The organism is Nocardia abscessus NBRC 100374 (genome assembly GCF_000308455.1).
GTDB lineage: Bacteria > Actinomycetota > Actinomycetes > Mycobacteriales > Mycobacteriaceae > Nocardia > Nocardia abscessus.
Genome location: NZ_BAFP01000093.1, coordinates 14,190 through 33,514 on the forward strand (window position 1 = coordinate 14,190; position 19,325 = coordinate 33,514).

Here is a 19,325-nt window from a genome sequence, read left to right on the forward strand (position 1 = left end):
GGGTCAGAACTGGTCCTGCTCGTAGTCCGAACTGATGATCTCGTCCGAGTGCGTAGCGCCGATGACATCCGGCGTGGATTCGCCGAGCGGACCGGTGAGATCGTCGTTGCCGGTGGGGCTCTGGTACGGCTGCACCGTGCGCGAGTGCTCCTCCTCGTTGCCGCGCTGCCCCGCAGCGCCCGCCGGGCCACCCATGAAGCTGCTCGATCCGGCGGGTGTGGTGCTACCGGGTGTGCCGGTACCGAACGAAACACCGGGGACACCGGCGACCGAGCGGATCGGTGGAACCGTGGTGCCGGGCAGGCCGCTGGCCTTGGGCACCGAGGACGTGCTCGGGCTTCCGGACCGGCTGGGGTTGCTGCCGAGCAGTCCACTCGACACGCCAGGGCTGGAACTGGGACTGTGCGTGTTGTGCACCGACGACGGCGTGGTCGTCGGGCTCGACGTCCCTGGCGTGTAGGAGTCCAGGCCCGCCGCCTTCGTCGCGGTGTCGGACGCGGTCGACTGCGCCTGCTCCAGGATCGGCTGGCCGACGTTCTGCGCCAGCGCCTGCGCGACCTCCTGGGGCGCGGGCCCGCCGCCCGGCGCGACCAGCTGCTGCACCATGCCGCTGAGTTCGCCGGTCTTGCCCGCCAGGTCCCCGCGGGTGGCGTTGACCACGCCGACGGCGTTGCCGAGGTGCTCGGTGGCCGAGGCGATCAGCGCCGCCTGCGCGGGCGGGGTGAGGATCACCGGCGCGAACGCGGTGGCCTGGGTGGCGAACGACGACGCGATCCCGAGCAACTGGGCATTGCCCTGCTGCACGACCGCGGCGGCGCGCTGGGTGATTTCGGAGATGTCGATGCCGCGCTTGCTGGTCTCCTGCCCCTCCACGTTCGCCTGCTGACTCGCGGCCTGGGCATTGCGGGCGGCCTGGCTCTGCCACAACTGGTCGACCGTGCTGATGCTGCCCTTGCCCACCTGCATCGCCATCTCGATGACCTTGGAGGACTGGCTGAGGATCGCGGTCGGGTCGAACGCGCCGATGACGCCGGTGCCGAAGCTGCTGAGCAAATCCAAGATCGGCTTCATCAGCAGGTCCACGCCGGGCAGCGCGGGAACCGCGACGCCCTGCATCAGTGCGGCGACCGGGTCGGCGGGCAGCGCGGGCAACGACGCGGCCGCGGCCGAAGCCTGGTTCACCGCGGTGCTGATCGCGCTCGGCGCGGCGGCGAGCGCGCCGTCGAGCACGCCCTGTGCCTGCCCGAGTGCGGACTCGGCCACCGGCACGGCGACGTGCTCCACCGCGGTGTTCATATCGCCGAGCAGCGTGGACACCTCATGCGGCATCCCCGCCGTGTCCTCCGCGCCCGGCGCGCCGCTCAATCCGGGCAGACCGGCGGGCACAGCGGCGGCCGACTGCTGATCCTCGGAGATCTTGCGTGACAGCACGAATGCGGGCGGCTCGATGGGCGGCAGGTCTTCGGGCAGTTGCGGCAGCGGCACGTCGAGCACCGCCTGGGCCGGTGCCTGCTGCAGTGCCTCCAGCACGGTCTGCTGGCCGACGGCGACGTTCTGTTCGGCCGCGTGCGCGACGGCTTCGTCCTGCGGCGCGATGACGCCGCTGTCCAGCGGTCTCATACCGCGTCCCCGATCTGGCCCGCGATCGACCCGAGCGCGCCCGCGTTGGACCAGTCGACGGCATCGTAGGCCGCGGCGGCGCTGAACGCCGACTCCGAGAGCTTGTTGTACTTGGCCGACAGATCGTTGATGTCCTTGGCCTGCAATACCTGCGCCGCGGCGAACATCGCCAGGTAGTCCGCCCCGATCAAGCCGAACACCGGGACCAGCGCGGAAACGTTGCGCACCGCGTCGAAATTGCCCGCCCCCGCGAGATCACCGGCGATTCCGGCGTTCGTGGCGGCGAACGCCCGGACCGCTTCGGTCTCTACCGAGAGATCACTCATCGAGTTGCCCCCACATCGTCGTACAGATCTGCGTCATGAACTTGTCGTGATCCGCCGGCTCCCTGCCGAATCGGCAAGGGCCGCTACGGTTGCGCCCAATATAGCGGACCGGACCGGCATGTCACGAGCCCGAACGCGCCGCGCGACCGGGCTTACCGGACAAAATTGGAACGTGTTGCAAATTAGAACAAGTTCTATATTCTCTGTCCCATGAAGGTCGCAGTGACCGGCGCAGCCGGCTACCTTGGCACGAATCTGCTCCGCATCCTCACCGAGCGCGGCCACCAGGTCGCCGCCATCGATCGGGCGATTCCCGACGAGCCGGCGGCGCCCGGCGTCACCTGGGTGCGCGGCGATGTGCTCGACCCGGCCTCGATGCGTGCCGCGCTGGACGGCGCCGAGGTGGTCTACCACCTGGTCGCGGTGATCACCCTGGCGGAGAAGAACGACCTGGCCTGGCGGGTGAACACCGAGGGCGTGCGCGTGGTCGCCGAGGCGGCGCTGGCCGTCGGCGCGCGCCGGATGGTGCACGCCAGCTCGATCCACGCGTTCGACCAGTACAGCTGCGGCGGCCGGATCGACGAGAGCGCGCCCCGCTCGACCGACCCCGCGCTGCCGGTCTACGACCGGTCCAAATGGGCGGGCGAGGTGGCGCTGCGCAAAGTGATCGACCAGGGCCTCGACGCCGTGCTGTGCAACCCCACCGGCGTCTTCGGCCCGCTGGACTACGGCAAGCCGCTCTCGCGCATCAACCGGACCCTCAAAGACGCGGCGCTGGGACGCGTGCCCGCCATGATCGGCGGCGGATTCGACCTGGTGGACGTGCGCGACGTGGCCGAGGGCCTGGTACTGGCCGCGGAACTCGGCCGCACCGGCGAGAACTACCTGCTCGGCGGCTCGATGATCTCGATGCTCGAACTGTGCCGCGTCGCCGCGACCCATGGCGGCAAGCGGGGCCCGAAGTTCGCCATCTCGCCCAAACTCGTGTCCGGCGTCATCCCGGTGCTGGCCCCGATCGGCAAGCTGTTCAACTCCGACATCGTCTCCAAGGCCGCGCTGGGCGCCCTCATCTCCGCGCCCGTCGTCGACCACGGGAAGGCCGAACGCGAGCTCGGCTACCAGCCGCGCCCGCTCGACGACACGGTTCGCGACCTGGTCGCCTTCTTCGCCGACCCGGCCCGGCTCACCCCGCCCGGCACCAGGCAGATCGCTTGACAGCTCCTAGAACACATGTTCGACTGAGGGGGTGCGTTGGCAGAGCCAGACCTTGGACGCCGAGGACGGCGCCTTGCCCGGGCTGTCCCGGGCCGGTCTGGTGCGCACCGTGCAGACGCCGGAGTTCGAGGGCATCACATTTCACGAAGTGCTCTGCAAAAGCGCGCTGAACCGGGTGCCCGAGGGCGCGAACGTGCCGTTCCAATGGACGGTCAATCCGATGCGAGGTTGTTCGCACGCGTGCCGCTACTGTTTCGCGCGCGGCACGCACGAATATCTCGACCTGGACGCCGGCCGGGACTTCGATTCGCAGATCGTGGTGAAGACGAATGTCGCCGCGGTGCTGCGCAAGGAACTCGGCAGGCGCTCCTGGCGCCGAGAACCGGTGGCGCTGGGCACCAACACCGATCCCTACCAGCGCGCCGAGGGGCGATACCGGTTGATGCCGGGCATCATTCGCGCACTGACCGAATCCGGCACCCCCTTCTCCATCCTCACCAAGGGCACCCTGCTGCGCCGGGACCTGCCGTTGCTCACCGCGGCCTCCCGCGAGGTGCGGGTGAGCCCCGCGGTGTCCATCGCGATCCTCGACCAGGATCTGCACCGGAGCCTCGAGCCCGGCACACCGTCGCCCCGTGCCCGGCTGGACCTGGTGCGCGCACTCGCCGACGCGGGTTTCGCGGTCGACGTCCTGGTCGCCCCGGTCATCCCCTGCCTCACCGACGGCCGGGCGCACCTGGACGCGATCTTCGGCGCGATCGCCGATGCCGGGGCGGATTCGGCCGTCGCGTTCCCGATGCACCTGCGCGGCAGCACGCGGGGCTGGTTCCTGTCCTGGCTGGCCGAGCACCATCCGGCGTTGCTGCGCCGGTACCGCCAGCTGTACCGCCGCGGGGCCTACGTCACGCCGGAGTACTCCGCCTGGCTGCGCGCGCGGGTGGCTCCGCTGCTGGCGGAGCACGGCCTGACGGCGCGTACGCGAGCCGAACCCGAGACACGACGCTCAACCGCGCACACGACCGGCTCGCAACTGGCATTGTTCGCCTGACGCCAGCATCGCCGAATCTCGCCGGTCCCCGCGCTTCGGCGGCGCGCACCGCACTCGACGGAGTAGTTTGGCGATGGCACCTCTCAGCGACGAGGAAGTGAAGCAGGCATATGGTTTCACACCAAAAAGATGTCGGCACAGCGAAATTGGAAAAGGTCGTCATTCGGTTCGCCGGGGATTCCGGCGACGGAATGCAGCTGACGGGCGATCGCTTCACCCACGAGGCCGCCGCCTTCGGTAACGACCTGGCCACCCAGCCCAACTTCCCCGCCGAGATCAGAGCGCCGCAGGGCACCCTGCCGGGCGTCTCGTCGTTCCAGATCCAAATCGCCGACTACGACATCCTCACCGCGGGCGACCAGCCCGACGTGCTGGTCGCGATGAACCCCGCCGCCCTCAAAGCGAACCTGGAGGATCTCCCGCGCGGCGCCACCGTCATCGTCAACACCGACGAGTTCACCAAGCGGGCCGTGGCCAAGGTCGGCTACCCGGCCGATCCGCTGGCCGACGACACCCTGTCGGACTTCGTGGTGCACCGCGTACCGATGACCTCGCTCACCCTCGGCGCCACCGAATCGACCGGCGTCGGCAAGAAGGACGCCCAGCGCGCGAAGAACATGTTCGCCCTCGGCCTGCTGTCCTGGATGTACGGCCGTCCGATCGGCGGCACCGAGCAGTTCATGCGGGAGAAGTTCGCGACCAAGCCGGACATCGCCGAGGCCAACGTGCTGGCGTTCCGGGCGGGCTGGAACTACGGCGAGACCACCGAGAGCTTCGCCACCACCTACGAGATCGCCCCCGCCAAGCTGCCGCCGGGCACCTACCGCCAGATCACCGGGAACACCGCGCTCGCCTACGGCCTGATCACCGCCGGTCAGCTCGCGGGGCTGCCGGTCTTCCTGGGCACCTACCCCATCACGCCCGCCTCGGACATCCTGCACGAACTGAGCAAGCACAAGAACTTCGACGTCACCACCTTCCAGGCCGAGGACGAGATCGCGGGAATCGGTGCGGCACTCGGCGCTTCGCTCGGCGGCGCGCTCGGCGTCACCAGTACCTCCGGTCCCGGACTCGCGCTCAAGAGCGAAACCATCGGCCTCGCGGTGATGACGGAACTGCCGCTGATCGTGATCGATGTGCAGCGCGGCGGGCCGTCGACCGGCCTGCCGACCAAGACCGAGCAGGCCGACCTGTTGCAGGCGCTCTACGGCCGCAACGGCGAATCGCCGGTGGCGGTACTCGCGCCACGCTCCCCCGCCGATTGCTTCGCCACCGCCGTGGAGGCGGCGCGGATCGCACTCACCTACCGCACGCCGGTGCTGCTGCTGTCCGACGGCGCGATCGCGAACGGCTCCGAGCCGTGGTCCATTCCGCGGGTGACCGAGCTGGAACCGATCGACCCGGCGTTCGAACCGGAAGGCGACGACAACGACCCGTTCCAGCCGTACGCGCGCGATCCCGACACGCTCGCGCGCCCGCTCGCCGTCCCGGGCACGAAAGGCCGCGCCCACCGGATCGGCGGGCTGGAGAAGGCCGACGGCAGCGGCAACATCTCCTACGATCCGGCCAATCACGAGCTCATGGTTCGCCTGCGTCAGGCCAAGATCGACGGCATCGACGTGCCCGACCTCACGGTCGACGATCCGGACGGCACCGCCGAGCTGCTGTTGATCGGCTGGGGCAGTTCCTACGGCCCGATCGGCGAGGCGTGCAGGCGCGCGCGTCGGCGCGGTGTCGCGGTCGCGCAGGCACATCTACGACATCTGAATCCGTTGCCCGCCAACCTCGGTGACGTGCTGCGCCGCTATCGCGTCGTGGTCGCGCCGGAGATGAACGGCGGCCAGCTGGCCACGCTGTTGCGGGCGAAGTACCTGGTCGACGTGCGGCCGTGGACGAAGATCGCGGGTACGGCGTTCTCCGCCCAGGAACTGGTCGGGGTCATCGACGCTGCGCTGGACGGGTCGATCGAGGAGATGGAACAGAACAAGGTCTTCGCCGCGCGGGCGCGGGCCACCTACAGACCCTGCGCCGGGCCGAGCGCAGGCGAGGCAGCCGCTGATCGCACAGCTGGGGGTGACGCATGACCATCGTGGAGACCTCACTGGTCGGTACCGATCTGGGATTGACCGGAGTGTCCGGGGTGCCGACCGCCGACGGACCGCAGAAGGTGAAGGACTACACCTCCGATCAGGAGGTGCGCTGGTGCCCGGGCTGCGGCGACTACGTGATCCTGGCGACGGTGCGGGGCTTCCTCGCCGAACTGGGGTTGCGCAGGGAGAATCTGATGTTCGTGTCCGGGATCGGCTGCTCCAGCCGCTTCCCGTACTACTTGGAGGCCTACGGCATCCACTCCATCCACGGTCGCGCGCCCGCGATCGCGACCGGTTTGGCGGTCAGCAGGCCCGACCTGTCGGTCTGGGTGGTGACCGGTGACGGCGACGCGCTGTCCATCGGCGGCAACCATCTCATCCACGCGTTGCGCCGCAACGTGAACATGACGATCCTGCTGTTCAACAACCGGATCTACGGCTTGACCAAGGGGCAGTACTCGCCGACGTCGGAGCAGGGCAAGGTCACCAAGTCGACCCCGATGGGCTCGGTGGATCACCCGTTCAACACCCTGTCGGTGGCGCTGGGCGCGGAAGCGACCTTCGCCGCCCGCGCGCTGGATTCCGATCGCGCCGGGCTCACCGAGGTGCTACGCGCCGCCGCGGAGCATCGCGGCACGTCGTTCGTGGAGATCCTGCAGGACTGCCCGATCTTCAACGACGGCTCGTTCGACGCGCTGCGCCGGGAGAACGCCGCCGACCATCTCATCCCGCTGCGGCACGCCGAGCCGATCCGTTTCGGCGCCGAGGGCGAATTCGCAGTCGTTCGCCGCGGTTTCGGGCTCGCGGTGGCTCGCGCCGACGGTGTCGCGGAGTCCGACATCGTGGTGCACGACGCCTACGCCGACGACCCGGAATACGCTTACGCGCTGTCGCGGCTGTCCGATCAAGGACTCGACCACGTCGTCACCGGTGTCTTCCGCCACGTCTCACGACCGACCTACGACGACGGGGTGCGCTACCAGACCGAGACGGCTCGCGAAAAGAAACCCGTCGGTCCGGACTCGCTCCAGTCCCTGCTCACCGGACGCGAGACCTGGACGGTCGGGTAGTCAGCCGCTGGTCGCCGGACGTCCCGCGGCAGGTCAGGCGCGCTTGGCGAAGCCGAGGTCGATGACGGCGTCGCGTTCCTGCTCCAGCTCGGCGACCGAGGCGTCGATCCGAGGCCGGGCGAGATCGTCGACGACCAGATCGGGCACGATCCGGTACTCGCCGTTCGCGCAGGTGACCGGGAACGAGCTGATCAGCCCTTCGGGCACGCCGTAGGAGCCGTCCGAGGGCACCGCCATGGAGACCCAGTCGCCGTCCCGGGTGCCACGTACCCAGTCGTGGATGTGATCGATCGCGGCGCTGGCCGCACTGGCGGCCGAGGAGGCGCCGCGGGCCTGAATGATGGCGGTGCCGCGCTGCTGCACGGTGGGCACGAACTCGTCGGTCACCCAGGCGCGATCACCGATGAGATCGAGGGCGGGACGTCCGGCGATGGTGGCGTGCGCGATGTCCGGGTACTGCGTCGCGGAGTGGTTACCCCAGATCGCGACACGCGCGATGTCCGCGGCGGGCGCACCGGTCTTCTTGGCCAGTTGCGCGATGGCGCGATTGTGGTCCAGCCGGGTCATGGCGGTGAAACGCTCGGCGGGCACGTCGGGGGCGTTGCTCATGGCGATGAAAGCGTTGGTGTTGGCCGGGTTGCCGATCACGAGCACCCGCACGTCGTCCGCGGCGCTGGCGTTGATCGCGGCGCCCTGCTCGGTGAAGATCGCGCCGTTGGCGGCCAGCAGATCCGAGCGCTCCATGCCAGCCGTGCGCGGCCGGGCGCCGACCAGCAGGGCGACGTCGGCGCCGGCGAAGCCGATCCACGGGTCGTCGCTGATGTCGACGGACTCCAGCAGCTCGAACGCGCCGTCGTCCAGTTCCATCGCGACGCCCTCCAGCGACGCCACCGCTGCGGGGACCTCGAGCAGCCGCAGCCGCACGGGCGTGTCCGGGCCCAGCATCGCGCCGGAGGCGATCCGGAACAGCATGCCGTACGCGATCTGCCCCGCGGCTCCGGTCACGGTAACGGTCACGGTCCCAGCGGCGGTGCTCACGACGAACTCCTTGCGGTCGGCGGACTTCTGCTGCCAACCCTAGCCACTCTCACCGCTTCCGAAGGCGCACGGTGAGCTACGCGACAGCGCCTCCGGGAGCGGACGGTCAGCCGAGCGTGGCGACCTCGGTGTCGGTCAGCACGATCGGTGACACCGTGTCCTTGGCCCGCGCCAGCCGCACGGCGCGATACAGGGGCCGTTCCTCCAGCCCGGCGTCGCGCGCCTCGGCTCGCAACTGGTGCACCAGCATCTCGGAAACCGCTACGGCCGCGGCCAATTGGCTCGCCGACAGCGCGTCGGCGAGCCTGCGCAGGCCGAGCAGGTGCAGTTCCCGGCCGCTGCCCGCGTCGGTGTACATGGCCAGCGGAACGACCTGGGAGACCTCTCCCGCGGTGACCCGCAAAGCGATGCGGCTCAACCTGGCCGGGAATACCAGGACCTCGACGCCGGTCGCCGCCGACATCTCCACCTGGCGTTCACCGAACAGCCTGCGGGCGTGGATCCTCGTTCCGGTCACCCACATTCGCCGCCGGCGCAGCGCGACGGCGTACAGCACGGTGGGCGCACCGACGACGACGCCGATGGCCACGGCGATCGGCCAGCTCACCACGGTCGCGGCCAGCAGCGCCGCGCCGAGCCCGATGCCCGACGCGGCCAGCGCGAGACGGCGCAGCATCGGCGCGTACAGCTCGGGCGCGACCAGGTCGAGCCCCACCGGTGCGACCGCCCGCTGGTCATCAGAATTCGTGGACACTGCTCCGCCCTCTCGCGACTCCGGCGCCGGTCGTGCGCCGGTCACGCCACCGCGCCCACCGCCCGGTCAGCGACGGGTTCGACGCACAGTACCGTGCGTGCGGCGCTCGTGCCGGGAAACCCGACAGCGCCGCGCACCCGCTATCCGGCCAGCGACTCCCGGATCACGCCGACCGCCTCGGGCAGCGGAATCTGCCGCTGGTCGCCGGTCGCCATGTCCTTGAGCCCCACGGTGTTCTCGGCGAGATCCCGATCGCCGAGCACGAGGGTGAACTTCGCCCCGGAGCGATCGGCCGCTTTCATCGCGCCCTTCACACCGCGCCCGCCGTAGGCCAGATCGACTCGGACGCCCGCCGCCCGCAGCTGTGCGGCCAGCACCACCAGCCGCTGTTTGGCGGCATCGCCCAGCGGCACGCCGAAGACCTCGCAGCGCGCCTGATCGCCCGCCGACTTGCCTTCGGCCGCCAGCGCCAGGATGGTGCGGTCGACGCCGAGGCCGAACCCGATACCCGACAGCGGCTGCCCCCCGAGCTCGGCCATGAGCCCGTCGTAGCGGCCGCCGCCACCGATGCCGGACTGCGCGCCGAGACCGTCGTGCACGAACTCGAACGTGGTCTTGGTGTAGTAGTCCAGCCCACGCACCATGCGGGGGTTCACCACGTACGGCACACCGAGGGCTTCCAGGTGGCCGAGCACCTGCTCGAAGTGCGCCTTGGCCGACTCCGACAGGTGATCGATCATCAGCGGCGCGTCCGCGGTCATCGCGCGTACCTCGGGGCGCTTATCGTCCAGCACGCGCAGCGGGTTGAGCTGGGCGCGCCGCTCGGTCTCTTCGTCCAGCGGCAGGCCCAACAGGAAATCCTGCAGCAGTTCGCGGTACTGCGGACGGCACGTCTCGTCGCCCAGCGAGGTGATCTCGAGCCGGAACCCGTCGAGTCCTAGGCCACGGAACCCGGCGTCGGCGATGGCGATCACCTCGGCGTCCAGCGCCGGGTCATCGACGCCGATCGCCTCGATGCCCACCTGCTGCAATTGCCGGTACCGGCCGGCTTGCGGCCGCTCGTAGCGGAAGAAGGGGCCCGCGTAGCACAACTTCACCGGCAGCTGGCCGCGGTCGAGGCCGTGCTCGATGACCGCGCGCATCACGCCCGCGGTCCCTTCCGGACGCAAGGTGACGCTGCGGTCGCCGCGGTCGGGGAAGGTGTACATCTCCTTGGTGACCACGTCGGTGGACTCGCCGACACCACGGGCGAACAGGCCGGTGTCCTCGAAGACCGGCAGCTCGATATGCCCGTACCCGGCCAGTCGGGCGGCGCGCAGCAGGCCGTCGCGCACCGCGACGAACTCGGCCGAGCCGGGTGGCACGTAGTCCGGTACCCCCTTCGGGGCGGAAAAGCTGCTGGTCTTGGTCACGATGCTCCAGTTTCCACCACCACGCCCCCGCAAGTCCAACCGGTTCCGCGCAAGCGCCTCTCAGGAAGGTTGCCGAGCAGTCTCAGGAAGAAATGGCACACTCTTATCCCGATGTAACCGGATACGGGAGGAACGTGGTAGTGCCGAGCAACGAACAGCGACGAGCAGCGGCGAAACGCAAGCTGGAACGTCAGCTCGCCAACCGGGCCGAGCGGGCGCGCAGGCGCAAGCAACTCACGATCGCCGGATCGGTACTCGGTGTCGTCGTCGTGGTCGCCGCCGTGACCGGGGTGTACTTCTTGACCCGCGGCGACGACAGCGGCAGCTCCGAGGCAGCCGACTCCTCGCTGTCCAACACGCCCACCGCGGCCGCGCCGCCCTCCGCGAAGGCGAAGGCCGCGACGGTCGACTGCGCCTACCGCGACAGCGCCAAGCCCGCGGACAAGCCGGTGAACAAGCCGAAGGGCGACGGCATCCCCACCACGGGCGTCGATGCCAAGGTCAGCGTCAGCATGGAGACCAGCCAGGGCCCGATCGGGCTGACGCTGAACAACGCCGAGTCGCCGTGCACGGTGAACAGCTTCGTCAGCCTGGTGGCGCAGAACTACTTCGACGGCACCAGCTGTCACCGGATGACCGCGGGTGAGGGCCTGAAGGTCCTGCAGTGCGGCGACCCCACCGGTTCCGGAATGGGCGGGCCCGGCTACGAATTCGACAACGAATATCCGACCGATCAGTACGCTCCGGATGATCCGGCAGCGTCCACCGAGCCGATCTCCTACAAGCGCGGCGTGCTCGCCATGGCCAACGCGGGTCCTGGAACCAACGGCAGCCAATTCTTCGTCGTGTACTCCGATTCGCTGCTCCCGCCGCAGTACACGATCTTCGGCACGGTGGACGACAACAGCCTCGGCACCCTCGACAAGATCGCCGCAGTGGGTCAGGACGACTCCAACGGCCCAGGTGACGGGAAGCCCAAGCAGCCGGTCACGATCCAGTCGGTGCGCATCGACCGCTGAGCGCGATCCTCGCCGCCCGCCGCCGACCACGGCCGCGGGCGCGAGGCGTGTCCAGCCCCCGTTCGGCCAGAGCGAGGATAACCAAACCTTTCTTCAGTTAGGCTGTCCTCAATCCGAAGATCATCCGGCGCGCCAGGAGACACGCCGGAAATGTGCGATATATGCTGATAAAGCAGCACGCTCGTTCGATTGTGCCGACCTTTGTCGGGTAATCTCGAAACAAGGAGTTCCCGCAGCGTAGTCACCCTTCGGCCGGGCGATCCCGGACCGAGAGTGGCGCGACGCGAGCCCTCCGGGTGTCCACGTTTGCAGGCGGGACCCGCTGCACGGGACTACAGTTCGCGTGGCGGCGTCCGTAACGAAGCACCACAACCATCCATAGTGATCACTGCAGCATCGGGGAGCAGCCATGTCCGAGGAACTGGACGACATCGGCCGGGAAACCGCGGCCATGATGAGGACAATGTTGCAGCTTGCGACGCTCGTCGCCTTGCGGACCCGCGAGCGTGGTCAGAAGGAAGCCGAAGCGCGCGCCAAGCTCACCGAGGCCCGCATCAAAGAGGCCAAGGAATTGCAGATCCGCGAAGCTCGCGACGCGAAAGCCAAGGATCCGCGCAACACCGAGCTGGCCCGGCTGATCGAGAAGCCGATCGCGGAAAAGGGTGTGTCCCTGGAGAAGGACCGCTTCTCCGCGCAGGCCGAGGCGTCCCGGATGGCCGCCAACGCCGCCACCAAACCGGTGATGCAATACGATTCGCCGGAACGCCGGATGGCAATCGCGGCCCACCTCGCGAAAATGGGTGTGGCGCCGGAGCTTGCCGCAGTGCGGATGCTGATCGAAGTGGGGCAGGCACAACCACCGGTCGAGGCGGTACGCAGTCGCCCAGGCGAGAGCCCGTCGGTCACCAGGGCAGGACGGGAACAGGAATCCCGCGGCCTGGAACGAACGCGGTAGCCGGAGACGACCGAGTGCCCGCTGGATCATCCAGCCGGCACTCGTCCATGTGAACCCGGTCGATGAGAATCGCCGCGGCACAGCGTCATTACATAGGGAAGTTACCCATCGTAGGATCGCTGAACATGCCGTTCTGCGGCGCTTTCGTCGGCAGCGGGTGGAGCATGTCTTTGTGACCGTTGCGCACGCTGCAATACTTGAACGGCCCCTTGGGATCGAACAGTTTCGCCATATGCGGATCGGCATGATCCAGGAACCAGATGCTCAGTCCAGTCGCCGCGTCCTGGCGATAGTGCTCCCAGGCCCGCCACAACGCGTCCAGCCGGGCGATCGCCTCCGCGTGCTGCCACCACTCCGGGCACCACACGGTGTCGCTGAGGTCGGTGACCTGTCGCCGGTAGATCACGCTGAGATAGTTCTCGACGAATTCCACCACGTTCGCGTAGTTCATGTTCTGCTGCTGTTCGTTCACAGGGGCCGAACCTCCTCGACCTGGCCATACTCCGGCGGTGGCGTCGACTTGTCCAGCGACGGCGAGCCGATCAGGTCCGTGATCTGCGTCTTGCGCTGCGGGTCGTGGTGCGAGATGGACTTCTTCACGTCGGCAGCGTACTCACCCTCCCACCACGGCACGGTGCGCAGGAGCACCGGCGGCGCACCGGACGGGAACAGGATGGCCCGGCCGCGCGGCAGCGTCGCCAGGCCGTTGACCGAGAAGGTCTTGGACGAGCCCAGCGAGCGCGAATAGCTCTTGCCGCCTTTGGATTCGGAGACAGACTGCGAAATCGCGTCGTACTCGCCGAGCACGTCCGAACGCTCCTGCAGGAACTTGGTGTCGTCCACACCGCTGCCGAGCACCTTGATGTTCGCCGCCGACCACAACGCGTTCATGCCGCTCTCACCCCAGCAGCGCGCGCCCTGCGCCCAGGACTGCAGCACCGTCATCACCACGATGCCGCGCGAGCCGAAGTGGCTGTACTGCTTGGGCAGATCCTTCCAGCGCACCACGTTGGCGGCCTCGTCGAGCACGGCGAGCATCGGAATCGCCAGGCGGCCACCGGCCGACTGCGAGGCCTTCCGCATCGCCACGTCCACCACGGCCTCGGTGAGCGCGCTCACCAAAGGCGCGGCCGACCCGCGGCCCTCCAGCGACAGGCTGTAGAGCGTTCCGTTGTTCTCCAGGAACTCCAGCTCGTCGAACTCCCTGCGGTCGCCGCCGCGGGTGATCCACGGGTGCACGTTCGACAGCTTCAGGCAGCGGATCATCTTCTTGGCGGTGCCGAAGATGCCGCTGCGCGTCCGCGGGTCGGTGTTGTACTGCGAGGACAGACCCGAGGCCGTGTAGTGGTGGCGGGCGGCGCGCAGCAGCTCGATGGGTTCGGTGTCCTGCGGGTTGGTCACCCACTCCCACACCTGCACGATCGGCCTGCTGCCGTTGCGATCGCCCACCGCCGCGGCGAGGAACAACCCGGCCAGCAGGTCCTCGGCTTCGGGATCGAAGAACGCGTCGGTCTTGGTGTCGCGGCCGTCGTCCCCGTCGGCGAAGTGGCCCGCCAACCGCGCCGCCCGCATTTCGCAGCCCTCTCGCTTGGCGTCCACCCAGGACAGCGGATCCCAGAACCAGGTCGGCTCCTCGCCCGCGACACCCTGCGGATCGAAGACGAAGGTGGGACTTCCTTTGGCCTCGCGGACGTCTCGGGTCGCGTCCACTACGTCGCGCTTGTTCGAGGTGGCCAGCACCGGACCGATCGCGCTGAGGATCGCCGGGATCACCCGGGAGGTCGACTTGCCTTGACGCGGCCCCCAGATATCCAGGTGCAGATCCTCGTACGAGCCGTAGAGCATCACACCATCGGCCACACCGACGCCGATCGGCACGCCCGGGACATCGTTGTAACCGAGTTTCACGCCGAGCTGCTCGGCTTTCTCCCGGACGCCCGCCTCGGTGAGCATAGCGATCGCGCCGCCGTTGCCCATCACGTCGGCCTTGTCGTCGACCGGCAACCTGCCCTTGGACCGGCGCTTCTGTAATTCCTTGCGGATCACCAGGTAGGCGACCACGCTCAGGATCACCAGCAGTACGATCGCCGTCGCCGCGCCCGGCCACTGCAGCCTGCCCCGCGCCAGATCGGCCGCGATCGCGATCGGGTTGAACGGGACCTTCTGCGGACTGCCCGCGAGCAGATTGCCCAGATGCAGCGCGAGCCACAGGGTTCCGAAGATCGCGAAGCCGGCGTAGGTCAGTAGCAGGCTGACGTCGGGTCCGGGTACGGCCGGATCCGTCACCTTTTTCTTCTTCGCCATGTGTGCCTCCTGGGTCGGCCGTCCGGTACGGAAAGCGGGTGGTCAGCGGAACGCGTCGAGCCGCCAGCCGTCGGGCGTGCGCACCACGGTGGCGATCACCGTCGCGGGTGGCAACGGCTCCTTGCGCCCGTTCGGATAGACGACGGTCTGCTCGATCCCGATCTTGAATTGCTGGACGTTCGGGTCGCTCAGGGCGGGGGCCTTCTCACCGGACGCGAAAGTGAACGCCTCCACCCGCGCCCCTTCCCTCGCCCAATCCGACCATTGCAACGTCGACTTCGGCGTCTCCACCGCGGTCGGTGCCGCATCCAGCATACGAATCAGGCTGGGGCCGAGAAACTTCCGCGCCCGTGCCAGCGAAGCACCTTGGGCCTCGGTGGCGGGTTGCCAGCTGTAGATCTCCCGCAGCGCCGCGACCGCCACGCCGTCGGGCGTCACCGGGTCCGGGGCGGGCACGCCCTCCAGTAACCGGGGTGTGGACGTAGCGGGGTGCGCCGCATCGGATCCCGCGTCCGCGCGGTCCGCGCGGCCACAGGCCGCACTCAGCACCGCGGCGCTCAGCACCAGAATCACCACCAGTTTCGCGCGTGCACTTGCTCTGTCCATCCAGGCTAGCCGCACCCGGGGTGGTCGCGGCAGTCCCGCCGCCGCGTGTTCGGGCCCGTCGACGCTCACAGCACCCTCCTCGCCCGTGCGTCCCCTGGTACCGCGACTTCCGAAACACCGCCTCCGGACCGGGCATCCGCGCCCGGCACCGACTGGATCATCCGGCCGTTCCCGGCGTAGACGCCGACCTGCGCGGGTCCACGCGGACCGAACGAGCTGAACACCAGATCGCCCGGCTGCGCTCTGCTCATCGGCACTTCGGCACCCGCCTCCCACTGCTGTTCGGCCGTACGCGGCAGCGTCACCGTGCCGGAGGACGCCGCGAACACCGCCGCCGCGGTCAGACCCGGCCCGTCCAGTCCCCCGCCGCTCGGGCCCTGGGGCCCGCCACCGCCCCAGACATAGGGGGTGCCGAGCCACTCGTGCGCCGCTTCGACGATCTGGTCGCCGCTGGAACCCTGCCCGGGAGTGAACCGCCCGAGTGAACCCGGCGCTCGGTATTGCGCCTCCATCGCGAGGATATTGCGCACGTACGGCTGGGTCTCGGCGTAGTGGGCCGCGACCTGGTTCGGCATGCCGCCGGAGGCCAGCACGGCGCCTTCGCCCGCGTTGTACGCCGCCAGCGTCAGCGCGACGAGGTCGCCCTGCACCCTGCCCTCGGCCTGCCAGCGCTGGATCTTGTGCGCGATCGCGCACATGTACCGTGCCTGGCCGATGATCGCGTCCCCGTCGTCCCACACACTGGCCACACCGTTGCCGTCGGCGTCGATCACGTAGGGCTGACCGTCGTCGGGATTGATGCTCACGGCGGTGGTCGGCAGGAACTGCGCCAAGCCCTGGGCACCGGCGGGCGAGGTCGCGCCGCGGCGGAAACCGGACTCCTGCCTGCCCTGCGCGGCCAGCAGCGACGGCGTCACCTGCGGGCAGATCGAACCCGCACGGCGGTACCAGATCTCCAGTTCCTGCGGCACCTTGCCCGCGGCGAGCGCACCGCCCGCGGTGCCGAAGCCCAGGCTGCAACGCGGATCGCTGGAGTAAGCGCGCGCACCACCGACGTCCGGGGTCGGCGCGCCGTCCAGCCACGGCAACGGGTCGATCTGGCGTCCGCCGGTGAACCGGCCGCCCGGGACGATCTCGAAATGCAGGTGCGGCCCGCTGGATTCACCGGCCGAGCCGACCGCGCCGATGTGCTGCCCCGCGGTCACCGTGTCGCCCGGCCGGACGAACACGCCCGAGTCCCACATGTGGCCGTAGACCGCCGAATACGAACGGCCGTTGGTGTCCACCGAGTCGACGACGATCCAGTTGCCGAATCCCGAAGCCGGACCGGCGGCGACCACGCGGCCGTCGGACACCGAGAAGATGGGGGTACCGTCGGACGCGGCCAAGTCGACGCCCCGGTGGGCGCCGCCGCGCGACCCGAAAGTGTCCGACACGGTGAAGGTTCCGGTGGCCATCGGCAGTGTGCGGCGCAACGGACCGACTCCCGCGGCGAGCGAGGGGGTGGCGGTCGCCGCCGGATTGGTCTGTGACGCACCGGAGGTGGCGGTCGTGGCGGCGCGCCGATCGCCCGGCGGGTACCCACCCAGCGGCGGAAGCGCCGACTGCGAGCCGAGGACGGATCCGCCCTCACAGGGGTCGTCCACGGCGGGCATGACGATCACCAGCACGATGGTCACCAGGCCGAGCACCGCGCCCAGCGCCGTCCACAACGCCGATTTGCCGCTCATCGCCGCACTCCGGCATCGTGCCGCGCGCAGCCGTGGTTCACGTCCGGCGCCGGGCTTCGTTGAGGGTGTCGGCCAACGTGCGGTTCATCTCGGCGGCGGCCGCCAATTGCTGTTGCAGCAGCGCCACTTTGCGCCGCAGCGCGGTCGCGTCCATCCGCTCCAGACCGGGGCCTTCGGCCGCGCGCACCCAGTTCCGCACCGAGTTCGTGTGCACACCGATCTGTTCGGCGACCACACGGCAGGCCTCCGATTCACTGCGCAACTTGCCGGTCAGCGCGATGACCTGTTCGACCGCCGCCTGGCGCACCTCCGGAGAGACGCGACGGTAGGACCGGTGCGGCATCATGCGGCACTCCCCGGTGAACCCGTCCCGCGCGAGGTGGATTCGGTGAACTCGCTGAACCGCTGGTTGGTGTCGTGGATCCCGCTTTCCTTCTCCGACAGCGTGAATTCCATGTGGAACGGGATGCCGGGCCTGCGGTCCTCACCGATCTTCAGCAGGAATTTACCGGTGCCGGGCGGGGACGGCCGCTGCTGACCCGGCTTGAGCGCCTCGCCGGTCAGCGCTTGCGGCGCGGACCATCCGGTCACCATCTCCTCCTCGGCCGATGTGAACGGAACCGTGCTGTCCAGCCGTTTGATCTCCTCGGCCGGGAGCGCGCCGAAGATCTTGGCGCGCGCCCGCTCGAGGAAACCGAGCGCCTTCGCGATGGCGGCTTCCGAGCCGAGCGATTGCAGGTCCTTGATGGTGTGGCTGATCATGATCAGCGCGGTGGCGATGCCGCGCTGCAATCGGGTGAGCTCGTCGACGCGGTCGACCATGAAGTCACCGAGGCCGAGCACCTGCCACAGCTCGTCCATCACCACCTGGAAGTAGCGCTGCGGGCCGAGCTTCGCGTCGGCGAGCACGTGCGCGGCCTCGACCGAGGCGAACCCGTCGGCCCAGCAGGCCAGCATGACCGCGGCCTTGAGCTTCTTGTCGCCGGTCGGGATGTGCGAGACGTCCATGCACACCGCGACCGCGCTGGTGTCGATCGGCACGGTGGTCTGGCCGTTGAAGACCGCGCCGAACGGCCCCTGGGTGAGCGCGCGCAGCGAGCGGCGCAGCCCCTTGATCGCTTCCTGGTACTCCGCGGGGTTGTCGGAACCCGCGTCCAGCATCAATTCCTCACCGCCGCCGACGATCACCTCGAGGAGGTTCTCCATGATCGGCGGCTTGTCCGGGGTGTAACCGCTGCCCGGCCGGTAGAGAATACGCAGAGCGGTGGAGATCAAGGTCTCCTCGTAGTCGCGGACCCGGTCGCCGCGCACCAGTTCGACCAGGCCCGCGATCAGCGTCACCTGCCTGGCCCGCAGGTCCTGCAACACCTGCAATTGCAGGGCCGGGAACTCTTCCAGGCGCGGAACGACCGCACCGAGCACGCCCGCCGCGAGCGGGTTGAGCTTGCCGTGCCCGTACCCCAGGTCGATCACCTGGCCGCCGACGAGCTCGACCATCTTCCGGTAGTCCGGTTTGACGTCGGCCAGGATCAGCGGTGTGATCCCCTGCGCGATGCCGCCCAGCACGATCCGGCGGACCAGCGAGGACTTGCCGAAACCGTTGAGGCCGAGCACGAACAGGCTGGGGGCGGTGATGAAACTGCCGCGCATGAACCAGTTCATCGGATCGAAGCAGACCGGCGCTCCGGTGTGCAGATGCGAACCGAGCGGCGTGCCGATCAGCGGCGCGCCCGCACCGACCGACCACGGCCACAGACCGGCGACCTGGGCGGTGGTGGCACGGTACTCGACCGGGCGGCCGACCACGTTCATCCGGCCGCCGCCCGCTCCCGCGTAGCCGCGGTCGGTGAGTTGCGCTGTGCTGCGGTCGAATCCGTCCTCGATCGTCTGCTCCGCGCGGGCCGCGTAGTTGCGGCGGCGGATGTCGTCGGTGCGGACCCGGAACTGCGCGAACGCCGCCCGCAGGCCGCTGCCCTCGCGGGCGATCATCTCCAGTTTGGCGCGGGTGGCGTCGTCGAGCAGTGGCGGGCCGGACTGCTTGCGCCGATCGGCTTTCGCCTTCGCGCGGCGGGCCGCCTTGTCCGTGTACGGCGTGCCCATGGCGCGGTCGGCGGTGTAGTCGACCTTCGCGGGCCGCG

Annotated in this window: 17 protein-coding genes; 6 read left to right on the plus strand and 11 right to left on the minus strand. The window is 69.2% G+C overall.

What is annotated here, in order from left to right:
* Positions 1-3 precede the first annotated feature (3 nt).
* Together ON19_RS18595 and ON19_RS18600 are read right to left on the minus strand one after the other, a co-directional pair.
* Complete coding sequence (locus tag ON19_RS18595; RefSeq protein WP_043694078.1) at positions 4-1,620, minus strand: hypothetical protein; 1,617 nt, start codon at positions 1,618-1,620, stop codon at positions 4-6.
* Positions 1,617-1,946, minus strand: coding sequence for a type VII secretion target (locus ON19_RS18600; RefSeq protein ID WP_043694080.1), 330 nt, complete (start codon positions 1,944-1,946; stop codon positions 1,617-1,619). The genes ON19_RS18595 and ON19_RS18600 overlap by 4 nt, the downstream gene beginning before the upstream one ends.
* A gap of 210 nt (positions 1,947-2,156) precedes the next feature.
* On the opposite strand from ON19_RS18600, the gene ON19_RS18605 reads away from it, so the two are divergent.
* From ON19_RS18605 to ON19_RS18620, 4 genes are all read left to right on the plus strand, one after another.
* Positions 2,157-3,161, plus strand: a complete 1,005-nt coding sequence (locus ON19_RS18605; protein ID WP_043694083.1) for an NAD-dependent epimerase/dehydratase family protein — start codon at positions 2,157-2,159, stop codon at positions 3,159-3,161.
* A 31-nt stretch (positions 3,162-3,192) separates the two neighbouring features.
* Complete coding sequence (locus ON19_RS18610; RefSeq protein WP_043694086.1) at positions 3,193-4,209, plus strand: Rv2578c family radical SAM protein; 1,017 nt, start codon at positions 3,193-3,195, stop codon at positions 4,207-4,209.
* A 110-nt stretch (positions 4,210-4,319) separates the two neighbouring features.
* Entirely contained in the window at positions 4,320-6,293 is a 1,974-nt protein-coding gene (locus ON19_RS18615; protein WP_043694089.1) for a 2-oxoacid:acceptor oxidoreductase subunit alpha, read from the plus strand.
* Positions 6,290-7,369, plus strand: a complete 1,080-nt coding sequence (locus ON19_RS18620) for a 2-oxoacid:ferredoxin oxidoreductase subunit beta (protein ID WP_043694091.1) — start codon at positions 6,290-6,292, stop codon at positions 7,367-7,369. Before ON19_RS18615 ends, ON19_RS18620 begins: the two co-directional genes overlap by 4 nt.
* 33 nt (positions 7,370-7,402) lie before the next feature.
* Here the strand turns inward: ON19_RS18620 and ON19_RS18625 are convergent, their stop codons facing one another.
* From ON19_RS18625 to hisS, 3 genes are all read right to left on the minus strand, one after another.
* A complete protein-coding gene (locus ON19_RS18625) occupies positions 7,403-8,407 on the minus strand; it encodes a malate dehydrogenase (RefSeq protein WP_043694094.1) in 1,005 nt (334 codons plus the stop codon).
* A gap of 106 nt (positions 8,408-8,513) precedes the next feature.
* Positions 8,514-9,161: a hypothetical protein gene (locus ON19_RS18630; protein WP_051169040.1), complete on the minus strand. Its 648-nt coding sequence runs from the start codon at positions 9,159-9,161 to the stop codon at positions 8,514-8,516.
* 140 nt (positions 9,162-9,301) lie between these two features.
* Positions 9,302-10,573 carry a histidine--tRNA ligase gene (gene hisS / locus ON19_RS18635; RefSeq protein ID WP_043694097.1) on the minus strand — a complete coding sequence of 424 codons (1,272 nt, stop codon included), beginning with the start codon at positions 10,571-10,573 and terminating at the stop codon, positions 9,302-9,304.
* A gap of 140 nt (positions 10,574-10,713) precedes the next feature.
* Between hisS and ON19_RS18640 the strand changes: the two genes are divergently transcribed.
* Both ON19_RS18640 and ON19_RS18645 read left to right on the plus strand, forming a co-directional pair.
* Entirely contained in the window at positions 10,714-11,592 is an 879-nt protein-coding gene (locus ON19_RS18640) for a peptidylprolyl isomerase (RefSeq protein ID WP_043694100.1), read from the plus strand.
* 409 nt (positions 11,593-12,001) lie between these two features.
* Positions 12,002-12,547, plus strand: coding sequence for a hypothetical protein (locus ON19_RS18645; RefSeq protein WP_043694103.1), 546 nt, complete (start codon positions 12,002-12,004; stop codon positions 12,545-12,547).
* Positions 12,548-12,635: 88 nt separating this feature from the next.
* Here the strand turns inward: ON19_RS18645 and ON19_RS18650 are convergent, their stop codons facing one another.
* The 6 genes from ON19_RS18650 to ON19_RS18675 form a co-directional block, all read right to left on the minus strand.
* Positions 12,636-13,019 carry a DUF4913 domain-containing protein gene (locus ON19_RS18650; protein ID WP_227954691.1) on the minus strand — a complete coding sequence of 128 codons (384 nt, stop codon included), beginning with the start codon at positions 13,017-13,019 and terminating at the stop codon, positions 12,636-12,638.
* Complete coding sequence (locus tag ON19_RS18655; protein WP_043694106.1) at positions 13,016-14,851, minus strand: type IV secretory system conjugative DNA transfer family protein; 1,836 nt, start codon at positions 14,849-14,851, stop codon at positions 13,016-13,018. Before ON19_RS18655 ends, ON19_RS18650 begins: the two co-directional genes overlap by 4 nt.
* Positions 14,852-14,893: 42 nt before the next feature.
* The gene (locus tag ON19_RS18660; protein WP_043694109.1) at positions 14,894-15,526 is read right to left on the minus strand and encodes a hypothetical protein; all 633 of its coding nucleotides are present in this window, start codon (positions 15,524-15,526) and stop codon (positions 14,894-14,896) included.
* The gene (locus ON19_RS18665; RefSeq protein ID WP_043694112.1) at positions 15,523-17,187 is read right to left on the minus strand and encodes a peptidoglycan DD-metalloendopeptidase family protein; all 1,665 of its coding nucleotides are present in this window, start codon (positions 17,185-17,187) and stop codon (positions 15,523-15,525) included. Before ON19_RS18665 ends, ON19_RS18660 begins: the two co-directional genes overlap by 4 nt.
* A gap of 37 nt (positions 17,188-17,224) precedes the next feature.
* Positions 17,225-17,533 (minus strand): transposase, encoded by a 309-nt coding sequence (locus ON19_RS18670; protein WP_040867646.1) that lies wholly within the window; start codon positions 17,531-17,533, stop codon positions 17,225-17,227.
* Positions 17,530-19,325 (minus strand): putative type IV secretion/conjugal transfer ATPase (locus tag ON19_RS18675; protein ID WP_051169041.1); only part of this gene is annotated, 1,796 nt, incomplete at its 5' end. The genes ON19_RS18670 and ON19_RS18675, both read right to left, overlap by 4 nt.